The organism is Pseudarthrobacter sp. HLT1-7 (assembly GCF_059383435.1).
In genome coordinates this window covers 175,654-188,323 of the sequence record NZ_JBWZCH010000006.1, presented here as the reverse complement: position 1 = coordinate 188,323, position 12,670 = coordinate 175,654, and the positions used below count along the sequence as shown (strand labels likewise).

12 protein-coding genes are annotated in these 12,670 nt (G+C 69.3%); 2 read left to right on the top strand and 10 right to left on the bottom strand.

Features of this window, described 5'->3' with window-relative positions:
• The first annotated feature begins 99 nt into the window (after positions 1-99).
• Positions 100-606: a DUF2004 domain-containing protein gene (locus AC50X6_RS08305; RefSeq protein ID WP_326966208.1), complete on the top strand. Its 507-nt coding sequence runs from the start codon at positions 100-102 to the stop codon at positions 604-606.
• 83 nt (positions 607-689) lie between these two features.
• On the opposite strand, the gene metE is transcribed toward AC50X6_RS08305, so the two are convergent.
• From metE to AC50X6_RS08265, 8 genes are all read right to left on the bottom strand, one after another.
• Positions 690-3,053: a 5-methyltetrahydropteroyltriglutamate--homocysteine S-methyltransferase gene (gene metE, locus AC50X6_RS08300; protein ID WP_494965750.1), complete on the bottom strand. Its 2,364-nt coding sequence runs from the start codon at positions 3,051-3,053 to the stop codon at positions 690-692.
• Between the two features lie 145 nt (positions 3,054-3,198).
• A complete protein-coding gene (locus AC50X6_RS08295; RefSeq protein ID WP_494965749.1) occupies positions 3,199-4,173 on the bottom strand; it encodes a methylenetetrahydrofolate reductase in 975 nt (324 codons plus the stop codon).
• Positions 4,174-4,526: 353 nt separating this feature from the next.
• Positions 4,527-5,279 carry a hypothetical protein gene (locus AC50X6_RS08290; RefSeq protein ID WP_494965748.1) on the bottom strand — a complete coding sequence of 251 codons (753 nt, stop codon included), beginning with the start codon at positions 5,277-5,279 and terminating at the stop codon, positions 4,527-4,529.
• Positions 5,276-6,358 carry a vWA domain-containing protein gene (locus tag AC50X6_RS08285; RefSeq protein WP_494965747.1) on the bottom strand — a complete coding sequence of 361 codons (1,083 nt, stop codon included), beginning with the start codon at positions 6,356-6,358 and terminating at the stop codon, positions 5,276-5,278. Before AC50X6_RS08285 ends, AC50X6_RS08290 begins: the two co-directional genes overlap by 4 nt.
• Positions 6,355-7,368: a vWA domain-containing protein gene (locus AC50X6_RS08280; protein ID WP_494965746.1), complete on the bottom strand. Its 1,014-nt coding sequence runs from the start codon at positions 7,366-7,368 to the stop codon at positions 6,355-6,357. The genes AC50X6_RS08285 and AC50X6_RS08280 overlap by 4 nt, the downstream gene beginning before the upstream one ends.
• Complete coding sequence (locus AC50X6_RS08275; RefSeq protein WP_494965745.1) at positions 7,359-7,874, bottom strand: hypothetical protein; 516 nt, start codon at positions 7,872-7,874, stop codon at positions 7,359-7,361. Before AC50X6_RS08275 ends, AC50X6_RS08280 begins: the two co-directional genes overlap by 10 nt.
• Positions 7,864-8,745 carry a DUF58 domain-containing protein gene (locus AC50X6_RS08270; RefSeq protein ID WP_494965744.1) on the bottom strand — a complete coding sequence of 294 codons (882 nt, stop codon included), beginning with the start codon at positions 8,743-8,745 and terminating at the stop codon, positions 7,864-7,866. The genes AC50X6_RS08275 and AC50X6_RS08270 overlap by 11 nt, the downstream gene beginning before the upstream one ends.
• Before the next feature lie 2 nt (positions 8,746-8,747).
• Positions 8,748-9,743, bottom strand: a complete 996-nt coding sequence (locus tag AC50X6_RS08265; protein WP_494965794.1) for an AAA family ATPase — start codon at positions 9,741-9,743, stop codon at positions 8,748-8,750.
• Positions 9,744-9,893: 150 nt separating this feature from the next.
• Here AC50X6_RS08265 and AC50X6_RS08260 point away from each other — a divergent pair, with 150 nt between their 5' ends.
• The gene (locus AC50X6_RS08260; protein WP_494965743.1) at positions 9,894-10,091 is read left to right on the top strand and encodes a hypothetical protein; all 198 of its coding nucleotides are present in this window, start codon (positions 9,894-9,896) and stop codon (positions 10,089-10,091) included.
• Positions 10,092-10,129: 38 nt separating this feature from the next.
• Here AC50X6_RS08260 and AC50X6_RS08255 read toward each other — a convergent pair whose 3' ends face one another.
• Positions 10,130-11,332, bottom strand: a complete 1,203-nt coding sequence (locus AC50X6_RS08255) for an ROK family protein (protein ID WP_494965742.1) — start codon at positions 11,330-11,332, stop codon at positions 10,130-10,132.
• A 132-nt stretch (positions 11,333-11,464) separates the two neighbouring features.
• Positions 11,465-12,667, bottom strand: a complete 1,203-nt coding sequence (locus AC50X6_RS08250; protein ID WP_494965741.1) for a class I SAM-dependent methyltransferase — start codon at positions 12,665-12,667, stop codon at positions 11,465-11,467.
• Positions 12,668-12,670 lie beyond the last annotated feature (3 nt).

Below are 12,670 nucleotides of genomic sequence, written 5' to 3'. Positions count from 1 at the left end.
CCGCTCAATGTACCGGCCACCGGTCTCCCAACTGGTCAGATACCGGAGAAAAGCTTGGGAACGCTGGAACGGGCCGGTATTCAGGACTATGTTGAAGGTATGAACAAGGTAGCGAGCAAGCACTTCGGCGATGTCGAGCTCAACCACGGACGGGATCACAATTTCACCGCCACGCAGGACCTGGCGGGCCACACCGTGGAGCTTGACTTGAATGTCAATGCGCATGACCACTTCGACGAGGCGGCCATGCACAAAGTCGACTACCGACTGCGCTTCCTGCCCGAACTCGTGGACCAGGTCCGGGAGATGATCGCCGATGAACTGGAGCAGGAAGGCACCAGCCCGCAGGAGTACCGGCACTTCCACTGCAACGCGATCAAGGACGAGCAGCTGCGGAAGGTCTTCGGCGTCGAGGACAAGGCCCAGCTCACAGACCAGGTCTTTCTTAAGGCACTGAAGCTGGGCCATGTGGGTATTTTCCCCGGCCAGCCGGAACGCTACTTCGTGCTGGACTTCACCCTTGGCACACATTTCACCGACGAGGTCCTCGTAGCCTCCGCGGACGAGGACGGCGTCGTGGACGACGAGATCCTCTGGGAATCCTGAATCGATTGCTCCGATACGGCCCTTTTGAGCCCTCAAAACGGCCATTGCTCAGCAATCGATGAACTTATTGGTTCAGCCGCCTGCTACTTGGCCGCTTCCAGCAGTTCGGCGCGGACCGTTTTGGTGGCCGCGACCAGGTTGCGCAGGGACTCCTCAGTCTCGGTGTAGCCGCGGGTCTTCAGCCCGCAGTCCGGGTTGACCCAGAGCTGGCGGGACGGGACGTGCCGGACGGCGGTGCTGAGCAGTTCGGTGACTTCCTGCTGGCCCGGGACGCGCGGCGAGTGGATGTCATAGACGCCCGGGCCCACGCCGCGGCCGAAGCCGTGGGACTCGAGGTCGTGGACCACCTCCATCCGGGACCGTGCCGCCTCGATCGAGGTGACGTCGGCGTCGAGGCCGTCGATCGCGTCGATGATGGCGCCGAATTCCGAGTAGCACAGGTGGGTGTGGACCTGAGTGCTGTCCCCGGCGCCGGCAGTGGCGAGGCGGAAGGACTTAACGGACCAGTCCAGGTACGCGGCCTGGTCCGCTGTGCGCAGGGGCAGGAGCTCGCGCAGGGCGGGCTCGTCCACCTGGATGACCTGGATGCCGGCGGTTTCGAGGTCGGCGATCTCATCCCGGAGGGCCAGCGCCACCTGGTTGGCGGTCTCGCCGAGGGGTTGGTCGTCGCGGACGAAGGACCACGCGAGGATGGTGACAGGACCGGTGAGCATGCCCTTCATCGGTTTGTTCGTCAGGGACTGCGCGTAGCGGGCCCATTCCACCGTGATCGGGGCGCTGCGGGTGACGTCGCCCCACAGGATGGACGGCCGGGTGCAGCGTGAGCCGTAGGACTGGACCCAGCCGTGCACGGTGACGTCGAAGCCTTCGAGGTTCTCGGCGAAGTACTGGACCATGTCGTTGCGCTCGGGCTCGCCGTGGACCAGCACGTCAAAGCCGAGTTCTTCCTGCAGCTCCACAACGCGCTTGATCTCATCCTTCATGAGCTGCTTGTACTGTTCCGTGCTGAGTTCGCCCTTGTTGGCGCGGGCCCGCGCGGTGCGGATTTCACCGGTCTGCGGGAACGAGCCGATAGTGGTGGTGGGCAGCGGCGGCAAGTGCAGGGCAGCGGTCTGAGCGGCTTCGCGGACGCCGTACGCCGAGCGGCTGTAGTCGGCGTCGGTCAGGGCGGCGGTGCGGTTCCGGACCTCGGCGCGGCGGACACCGTCAGCGGCGGCGCGGTCGGCGATGATGCGGGTAGCCTCATCGATGGCCGGCTGGACATCCCGTGATGGGGCGCCGGTTGCCTCGTCGGTCAGCAGTCCGGCGAGGGTCACCACCTCGGTGGCCTTCTGGTCGGCGAAGGCCAGCCAGCTGCGCAGCTGCGCGGAGAGCTGGGTCTCCTCGTCGACGTCGTGCGGGACGTGCGCGGTGGTGGTGGAGGTGCTGACCGCCAGCCTGGCGACGGATTTCTTGAGCTCGGCGATCTTGTCCGCTGAGGCGGCGAGGTCATTGCGCCAGATGTTGTGGCCGTCCACGACGCCGGCGACGAGGGTGGTATCGCCCAGCGCGGCCAGCGCCGCGGCGGACGGGACCTCCCCCTTGAAGACGTCAAGGTGCAGGGCGTCGATGCCGGTCGCGGCTAGGGTGCCGAGCTGGCCGTTGAGCGCGCCGTAGGGGGTGGAGACGAACAGCTGCGGGCGGCCCGCGACGGCGGAGAGGACCTCGTAGGCGCGGGCGACGGCGGCCTGGATCTCCCCGGCAGCGGTGTCCTGGTCCACCACGAGGGCGGGCTCGTCCAGCTGGACCCAGCTGGCGCCGGCGGCGGCGAGCTTTTCGAGCAGCGCGGCGTAGACCGGGAGGATGTCCTCGAGGCGGGACAGCGGGCTGAAGCCGACCGGGGCGTCGTCGGAGGCCTTGCTCAGCAGCAGGAACGTGACCGGGCCGACGAGGTACGGGCGGGTGTGAACCCCGTTTGCGAGGGCGTAGGCGAATTCCTCGACGATCCGGTGGGAGGTCAGAGCGAAGGTGGTGTCCGGGCCGATTTCCGGGACGAGGTAGTGGTAGTTGGTGTCGAACCACTTGGTCATTTCCAGCGGCTGCTGGTCCTTGGTGCCGCGGGCGAGGGTGAAGTAACCGTCAATGTCGAGCTGGCCACCGGCGTCGAGGAGGTTGCCGAAGCGGGCGGGCACGGCGCCGAGGTGGGCGGCGGCGTCGAGCACCTGGTCGTAGAAGGAGAACGTGCCGGGGACCGCCGCGTCTTCGGTGAGGCCCAGGCTCTGGAGGCGCCGGGCGGTGCCGAGCTGGATCTCCTTGGCGGCGGCGTCGAGCGCGGCGGCGTCGATGGTGCCGGCCCAGTACGCTTCAACGGCCTTCTTGAGTTCACGGCGGCGGCCGATGCGCGGGTAGCCCAGGATCGAGGCGGACGGGAAGGGGGTGGTGCTGCGGGGCGTGTGCTGGTCAGTCATGGGAGGTCCTAAAAATTGGTGGCTTGGTGCGGAGGGATGTTTTGTTCCTGGCTGGCGGGGTGCCTGGCTGGCGGGGTGCCTGGCTGGCGGGGTGCCTGGCTGGCGGGGTGCCTAGTTGGCGGGGTGCTTAGTTGGCGAGGTGCGGTCAGCTGGCGAGCTGGCGGCGGCCGGCATTGCGCTGGCTGCTACCGTGCCGGTTGCCCCTTCGCGGCCGGGGCAGCGCGAGCCTGTCCAGCACTTCGAGGGCGGCCGTGTGTTCGTTGAACGTGTAGAGGTGCAGGCCCGGGGCGCCGGCGTCGAGGGCCGCATTGGCGAGGTCGACGGTGGCGCTGACCCCGATCCGGGTCCGTTCGGCGTCGGTATCGGCGGCGGCTAGCTGTTCGATCACGTGCGGGTCCGGTTCGACGCCGGTCAGCTCGGCCAGGCGGGTGAGCCGCCGGATGCTGGTCAGCGGCATCACGCCCGGGATGATCGGGATGGTGACGCCGGCCCGGCGTGCCCGGGTGAGCAGGTCCGCGTACTGCTCGGTGTGGAAGAAGACCTGGGTGATGGCGAAGTCGGCGCCGGAGCGCTGCTTGGCGAGCAGCACCTCGACGTCGTGCGCCTCGCTCGGGGATTCCGGGTGCCGGGTGGGGTACGCGGCGACACCGACGGCGACTTTTCCGGCGCACAGCAGCGCCGACCGGCGCTGTTCCACGCGCCGGATGAGCTCGATCAGGTCCTGGGCGTAGCGCAGCGATCCCTCGGGAGGGATAACGCCGTCCCTGGGCTGGTCGCCGCGCAGGGCCAGAATGCCGCGCACGCCGACGTCGAGCAGTTCGCCGATGATGTCCGCGAGTTCCTGCGGGGAGTTTCCCACGCACGTCAGGTGGGCCAGCGGCCGGAGCGTGGTTTCCTGCACGAGCCGGTTGATGAGCTCGACGGCGGTGTTCCGGTTGGAGCCGCTGGCGCCGTAGGTCACGGAAACGTAGTCCGGGTCCGTGGTTTCCAATTCGCCGATGGTGGCCCAGAGCGATTCCGCAGCCGCGGGCGACCGCGGCGGGAACAGTTCATAGGACAGGGCCACGGGGGCCGCGCCGGCAAGATTCGGATGGGTGTCAATAAGGCTTGGAGGAGACATTTGCGTCCTTGACTGTGAACACTGACGGCTTTGCCCGGAAGACGGGGGCCGTCGGTGAATTGAGGTGGGGAACACGGTGAAAACTTCGGCAGGACGCAGCCGCGACTGTTACGCCTGATACGAAGTTGTCCGTGAGCAAATGTCAGGCCCACATGGGGGCACCCACACCCTCCTCGGCCGCCCGTGAAATGTTCCAGGGGCTGGCCTTCAGCGGAGGATCGCTGACACGTTACCGGGGTAACTTGTATTGAACTCTAGGACCCGGCGGCGGGGACGTTCAAGTCCGCCGCCGAATTAAGACGCACCTTTACGGCATATTTCGGGGTGCGACAGAATATTCTTCGCCCGGGAAGTTACCAAGGCCTGTCCGTGAGCGGGCCGGGGCTGCTGCCGTTGAGATACTCCTCCCGCTGCAGGCCGCGGTTTCGCTCCTGCTGGGCGGACTCTCCGGACTCCCTGAGCTGTTCAAGCCGCGTCTCGGGAGAGCCCCCCGGGTCCGCGGCGCTGCCGTCTTCCGGTCCGGGTTTTGTGCCGGGTTCGACGGATTCCGGCTGGCCGCGGAGCCGCTCGATTTTCTCCTCCAGCCGCTGCCCTGCGGTCTGCAGCTTCTCCCCCGCCCCGCTGTCGGCACTGTCGGCGTCGACGGCGGAGCAGCCGGGCGGCGCGGCCCTGACCACTGCCAGGGCCTCCTCCAGCAGTCGGACGCCGTCGTCAGTGCCGGCGCTGGCGGCACCTGCGGCGCGGGCGGCATCGCCGAGCCGCTCGATGCTGAGGGAAAGGTTCACCCGTACCCGGCATTCATCCTCCGGCGGGGCGCCGGCCAGGGCCGCCTCGAAGGCGGTGCGTGCACCGGCGTAGTCGCCCCGGAGCGCCAGGGCGTCGCCCGCGGCGAAGGGTGCCTTGTGCGGCTCCAGGAAGTTCGCGAAGGCCAGGGCGGAGGCGGCGGACCCGGCGGCGGGTGCGTCGCTGCGGGCGAAGGCCGCCGCGGCCTGCCCGCCGAACCACGCCGCGGCCAGCAGTTTTGCAGCCAGCGCGAGCGCCAGCAGCCCGGGCAGGGCGGACCAGAGCAGCAGCCGACGGCGCCGGTTGGCGGGCTGGCCGCTCAAGTGTTTAGCCCTTTGGCCGCAGCCGGTGCCGTGCCCGGAGATGCGCTGCGGACCGGCCGCAGCTCCCGGAGCTGGCGGAACACCAGCAGGGTTTCGCGCAGCGCCAGCAGGAAGGCGGCGAGCGCGGGAAGCCAATACAGCTCGGTCCTGCCCTCGAGCGGCTCCCCAGTGCGTTCCATCGTGCCGGGCATGGCCTTCTGCAGCATCGGGGCGGCGGAATCGCCGGCGGCCCGGTGGACGTAGGGCACGGAGAGCCCGCGGGCGATGTCCCGCAGCATCTCCTCGTCGATCCGCGATACCGCGGCCTGGCTGCCACTGCCGGGGCCACCACCGCCGGGGGCCTGGATGTAGTCCACGGCGGGCCGCGCCGGGTCGCCGCTGTTCTCTTTCATCCTGCCGCCTTCCGCAGTGCCGTAGCCCAGCACGGCGCCGCCGCTCACCAGCGAGGAGTCCAGCCCCATCGCCTGGGGTGCCGTGGCGCTGGTCTGTTCGCCGTCGCCGAAGTAGAACACCAGGCGGGGCCGCTCCGGGTGGCTGTCGCGGGCCGCCGCGAGCCGTTGGGCCAGCACGGTGCGGGCCGCGGTGACGCTGCTGCCCTTGGAGTAGGAGGTGATCTGGGGGCCCAGCACGGACACCGCTGTGTCCAGCGCGGAGGCGTCCGCCGTCAGGGGCATCCGCAGCACTGACTCTGAGTCGAAACTGATGAGCGAGTAGCGGGCGCCGGCGAGCTCGTCGGCGATGGTCCGAATGTCCCGGCGAACGCCGTCGAGCCGCGTTCCGCCGACGCCCTGCTGCCCGGCCGGGGAAAAGTCCTCGGCAACGATGCTGCTGCTCGTGTCCACCACAAAGAACACATTCAGCCCGCTGGCGGCCGCCGGTACGGCGCCGCCCGGGACCCCGGGACGGGCTGCGGCCAGAAGAAGCAGGAGCACCAGACTGCCACGAAAGAGCCAGCCGCGGAGCTCCCCGGAAGGCGCGAGCTGCTGCCGGGAACGGAGCAGGACCCAGCAGATGCCCAGAACAATGCCGGCGGCCAGCACGGCCATGAGCCACCACGGCAGTACGGGGTTGAACGTCATCGCGTCAGCCGCCAGGACGCGCCGGCCAGGACCAGGCCCGCGAGCAGAGCCACGATAAGCGGCGCCTCGGCGCGGTCGGAGACCACGGCCCGGGGTGCCCCCCGGAGTGCCGCGGCCTGGCCCGCCTCGATCCCCGCGACGATGCCGGGCACCGCCCCGGGGCTGTTGAGGGCGTAGTAGGCGCCGCCGGAACCCTCCGCCACCGCGCGCAGCGAGGCGCCGGGCTGCCGCGGTTCCGTGGCTGCTTCGGTGCCGTCGCCGAAGTCGTAGTCGCCGGGGTTGAGGGCGTAGACCGCTACGTTCCGGCCCTTCGCCAGGCTGCCGGCCGCCGCCAGGGTGAGGATGGGCGTGCCGGCGAGGAAATTGTCCGTGGCCAGGATGACCGAGCGGGCGCGTTCCCCCGTTCCCGTCCCGGCATTGGTGGTGGGGAAGCCCTGCACGCAGGACGCCAGCCCGTCGCCGATCAGGGAGGAGCCCTCGCCGTTCCAGGTTCCGTCGAGGAAGCTGCGGCTGCCGGCACCTTCGAAGGCCTCTTTCGCCTGCCGCAGCTGCTCCTGGACATAGTCGTAGTCGTCGGTCAGGGGAAAGACCTGCACCGCACTGCTGTCGAAGACCGTGAGGCCGATGCGTTCGCCGTCGAACTCCTTCGCGAGCTGGCCGAAGACCTCCGCGACGGCGGCGTCGGCACCGGTCATGGACCCGGAGGCGTCCAGGCAGAGGATGATGTCCCGCTTGTGCTGTTCGGGGCGGACGGTGCTGCGCTCGGCAGGCCGGGCCGCGGCCACGACGGCAGCAACCGCCAGCACGACGCCCGCTGCTGCGATGACCCGGAGCCCGCTGCGGTGCCGCCTCAGGGCCGCCTGGTACTCGGGCAACGCCGTGAGACGGTCGCTGTGCGCGACCGGCCGGCGTCGGGCGTCCAGCGGACGGGGCCGTCGGTTCGCCAGGTACCAGGCCGCGACGGCAGTGACCAGGGCAGCGGGCAGGATCCACCAGAAGGTCAGTTCCATGACCGGATCACCTCCCGCGCGGTCTCGGCCGCTTCCGGGACAGCGGAAGCATGGCAGGCAGAGCCCGGCACAGCACAGCCCGGGGCGGCCGCGAATTCTGCCGGGTAGAACCGGCCGATGGCCTCCGCCACGGCGGGCAGGTTCCCGCCGTGCGGCTCGACGGACCGGAGGTCGGCAAGCGTCATGCGCGGAGCGTCCACCCCCGAGACGTCCCGGGTGAAGCCGCGGATCAGCAGGCTCAGCTCCTGGTGGGCGGCGCGGGCAGAGCGCGCGCCAGCCTGGGCCTCCCGGGCGACCGCATCGATCCGCCGCAGGTAGTCCTGTTGGAGCCCGGAGATGTCCGACGGCGGCGTGAACCGCGCCGCTTCTCGCGCCCCCGGCCCGGTCCGGCGGCGGGTGCTCAGGACGACGTAGGCGTACCAGGCCGCCACGAGAACCACGAGGCCCAGGGCGGCCCAGGGGAACCACCCGCTGTAGCCGAGGGGCCCGTAGAAGCTACCGTCCACGGCGGTGCCGTTCCAGGAGCGAAAAGACCGCGGGGACCACGTCGCGGCTGCCTCCGGCGTCGGCTTCGGCGATGCCCAGCCGGCGCAGCAGGGACAGCCGTGCGGCGTCGCGTTCGTCCCTGGCCCGCGTGTAGGCGCCGGCCAGCGAGGCGGACGCGGCGAGGCGGCCCGGCAGCAGTCCGGAAGTTGCCACGTCGACGGCGTCCCCGGCCCGCGCCCCCGCCCCTGCCAGTTCCGCGTCCCGGACGGTGAACCATAGAATCTCGTGCTGGGCCCGCAGCCGGCGGAGCAGCCGCTCCGTCTCCGCACCGGGCAGCACTTCATCGGCGACAACCAGGAGCAGCATCCGCTGCGCGTAGTTCCGGGCAACGAAGTCCAGCTGGGTTTCGATCCGGCTCGGCGCCGAAGACAGGGAGGTACCGTCATGGACTGCCCGCAGCAGCCGCTCGAGGTGCGCTTCGCCCGTCTTGGCCGGCAGCGTCCGGGAACCGCCGGCGTCGCCACTGACCAGTCCGACGGCGTCGCCGTGGCGGTGGGCAAGGTACCCGACGACGCCGAGGACCATCACGGCGACGTCCTTCTTCTCCTCGCCGTCGCGGGATTCGGCGGCCATGTTGCGCCCGGTATCGGTGACGAGGAGAACGGTCTGCCGGCGGACGGCGAGGTAATGGCGGACCAGCGGTGAGCCGTGGCGGGCCGTGGCTTTCCAATCGATGTCGCGGACCTCATCGCCGGGCACGTAGGCGCGCAGGTCATCGAAATCGAGGCTGCGGCCCTTGAAGACGGAGCCATATTCGCCTTCGAGCAGGCCGCGGGCCCTGCGGTGCGCGAAGATCGACATCTGCGACTTCACGCGGCGGAGGAGAGCCATCTCTAAGGGGTCTGGACGGCGGCGACGATGGCGTCGATGACGGTTTCCACCGGCACCTGCTCGGCAACCGCCTCGAAGCCCAGGATCAGCCGGTGCCGGAGGACTCGGTGCGCGAGCGATTTCACGTCCTCCGGGATGACATGGTCCCGTCCGTTGAGCAGGGCTACGGCGCGGGCGGCCTGGCTGAAGGCGATGCTGGCCCGCGGGCTCGCGCCGAACTCGATGAAGCCGGCAAGCCGCGCGTCGATGTATTGGCCGGCGTTGCGGGTGACGAAGGCCAGGCCCACGATGTACCGGACAATGGCCGGATCGATGTACACCCGGCGGACGGTTTCCTGCAGCTCCGAGACGGCATCGAGGGAGGCGGCGGCCGCCGGCTTCTGCTCCGCACTGAAGACACCGGCGTCGATCCGGCGGATGATCTCGGCCTCTTCGGCGGGGGTGGGGTAGTCCAGCACATCCTTGAGCATAAAGCGGTCCATCTGGGCCTCGGGCAGCAGGTAGGTGCCTTCCTGCTCGATGGGATTCTGGGTGGCCAACACCAGGAACGGGGCGGGCAGCGGGTGCACCTGTCCCCCGATGGAAGTCTGGCCCTCCTGCATGGCCTCGAGCATGGCGCTCTGGGTTTTGGCGCTGGAGCGGTTGATTTCATCCAGCAGGACGATGTTGGCGTGCACCGGGCCGAGCCGGGTGACAAAGGTGCCCTGGCCGGCGTCGTAGATCTGGGTTCCGAGGATGTCGCTGGGCAGCAGGTCAGGCGTGCACTGGATCCGGCGGAAGTCGGCGCTGATCGCCTCGGCCACGGTCCGGGCGGCCGTGGTCTTCGCCAGGCCCGGCACGCTTTCGAGCAGGATGTGCCCGCCGGTCATGAGCCCCACAAGCAGGGATTCGCGGAGCCTGCCCTGGCCCACCACCTTGGCCTCGAAGCTGCGGGAAATCGCGGCCAGGGTCTGCTGCGCCCGGGCCAGTTCGGCCGGTTCGATCCGGACGGCGGCCATAGTCTGAAGCACGTGGAGGTCCCCCTGGTAGCTGGTCTGGTCCGGCGGCGGCAGCTGCCGCGCCACCGGCCATCCTATCCAAGCCCGTGCCCATGGATCCGGCAATGGGGACCCCTCCCCATTGCGCCTGCGCAGGACTATCCTGTTGCCATGATCCAGCTTCCAGCCAGTTACCAGGAGTACCTCGCCGGCAAGAGCGAGAGTTTCGTCAACACGGTCCGGCCCGTTCTGATGCAGTCCGCGGCGGACAAGGCGCACGGCGTCAGGATTCTCGTGCTTCCGCACGGCCATCAGGCGCACCTCGACGACAGTATCCCCTTCGGCACCGTCATCGAGGATATCGACTGAGCGGCGCATCGCCGGGCGCGGATCAGCGGCCCGGCTGGCTAGCCCTCCAGCAGGAGGCGCTGCGAGCGGGGCGCCAGCATGTGCTCCAGGACGAGGCAGGCTGCTCCGATAGCGCCCACATCTTCGCCGACGCCGGTGCCCACCACCTCGATTTCGTGGATCTTCCGGGTGGCACTGCTTTCCCTGACCAGTTCCGGGATCCGGGCCAGGTAGCGGTCCGCGAGGCAGGTCCAGAAAGGGCCGCCGAATACCACGCGGTCCACGTCCAGTGCGTTGGTGATTGTCGAGACGGCCCGGGCGACAAGCACGGCAGAGCGGTCGATGATGTCGGTGGCGCGCTGGTCCCCTGCGGCGGCCGCGGCGCACAGCGCATAAAAGCTTTCCTGGATCGCAGGGCCGTTCGCGGCCTGGTGGGAGGCGGCCAGCACACCGGCGTCGACGGCCTGGGCCACCAGCACCTGCGGGATGCAGGAGGACTTCACGCAGCCGCGCAGCCCGCAGTCACAGGGCGCCCCGCCCGGGTCAACCATGATATGGCCGATTTCGCCGGCATTCCCGGAGGTGCCGCGGACCACTTCGTCGTTGAGGACGATCCCGCAGCCGATCCCGGTTCCCATGTACATAAAAATGAAGCTGCCCGCGCCGCTGGGGCCGCCGGCCCAGGTTTCGGCCACCGCCGCGCTGGTCACGTCCTTGTCCACAATGGTGGACAGCCCGGTGGCTTCCGCCAGGGCATCGCGCAGCGGGACCCGGTCCCAGCCGAGCAGGAGCGGAGGGTCAACAACCGTGCCTTCGTTGAGGTCAATGGGGCCGGGCGAGGCGATACCCAGTCCGGCGATCCTGGACGCGTCCACGCCGGAGTCTGAGATGAGCTGCTTGATCTCGTCGGCGATGGTGTTGATGACGGCCTTGGGATCGGTGCCGGCTGGAGTCTTGATCCTGGAGTGTTTGACCACGGCTCCCAGGAGGTCCAGCACCACGAAGGTGGTCAAAGCGGGGTCCAGGTGGACGCCCACGGCAGACATTCCGGCGGCATTGAGCCGGAGAATGGTCCGGGGCTTGCCGGGCCCGGTGCCCGCCTTGCCAGCCTCGTAGATCAGATTCTGGTCGAGGAGGCGGCGGGTGATGTTGGAGATCGTCTGCGGGGACAGGCCGACGATCTTGGCCAGCTCCACCCGGCTCAGTCCGGCCCGGGAGCGCCGGATGGCATCGACGATGACCGTAAGGTTGAAATCGCCCATCCGGGGCAAATTGGTTCCGCGCCTCGGCGAGGGCTGACGGATCTCAGACACTGGTACCCCTAAACATCTTGGCCAAGCACTGCTTATGTGAGAATGCTACGTCACGCGCCGGGAGCCGCCCACACCCCTGCTTCATACGTCCGCAGATTTGCGGATGCTCGCCGTCACGGTGAATTTCGGGTTCCGGCCGATCTCCCGGGTGGGGCCTATCAGCCGCTCCAGCACCGGCCGGTAGTGCAGGTGGCTGTTGAACACCGTCCAAAGTTCCCCGCCCGGAGCGAGGACCCGCCCCGCAGCTTCTATCAGCTTGATGCCTGCCCCGGCATGGACCGCGGCCCCCACATGGAAGGGCGGATTCAGCAGGATCAGCTGGGCGCTGGCCGTCGGCAGGGAGTCCATAGCGTCGTCCTGCCGGACATCGACCCGGTCCTGGAGCCCGTTGGCCAGGGCGGTGGCACGGGCGGAGTCGACGGCGGCCGCTGACTGGTCCGTGGCTGTGACCCTGGCCGCCGGGTGGGCGCGGGCATACATGGCCGCGAGGATCCCGGTGCCGCACCCCAGATCGACGGCATGGTGCGCAGACGGCATCTGCGGGAGGAAGTCCAGGAGGAAACGGGTTCCCATGTCCAGTCCCGTTCCTGCAAAGACGGCCCCGCGGGCATAAACGGTCAGGACCAGCTCGGCATTGTCCGCGGAGACGGGGAACCGCGGGGGCGCGATAACCGGTTTGGGGCTGCTGGCCAGCAGGATCCGGGACTTCTGCCGGGCGAGCTGCGGCCGGACCTCGCCGAAGAAGCGCTCCAGTACGGCATTCATGCCCAGGCTCATGTGTTTGACCCGCCCGCCGGCGAGGAGTACGACGTCGGGCGCGGCGTGGCGGGCCACGGCGTCGGCGATCTCCTCCAGTTCGGCGAGGGACTTGGGCAGCTGGAGGAGCACCACGGTGGCCCCGGCCAGGAGCCCGGCGCCGAGCGGGAGCTGTTCAAAGCCCCCGGTGACGCCCAGGGTCCCGGCGTTGTGGCGGAGGGCGCGTTCTCCCGTGATGAGGTCTTGGTGGACGCGGACCGGGCCGGCAACGGGGGCGGCATCCGGGCCGAGAACGCCAAGTGCCCCCAGCGTCAGCGCGCCGTAGCGGTCCCCCACGATGGCGAGCCTGCTGCCCGGTTCCAGGAGCCCCGGGGCCGGCATTTCGCGGGCAGTGTCCAGCAGGAGCTTGTCCGTGGCGTCCCAGGCCTGCAGGTTCGCCGCCTCCACATCCGGGAACCTCCTCAGCCGGGAGAAGAGGGATTCGAGATTGTCGTCCGCCACGCGCGAGCTGCCGCCTGTTCTGTTCATGCC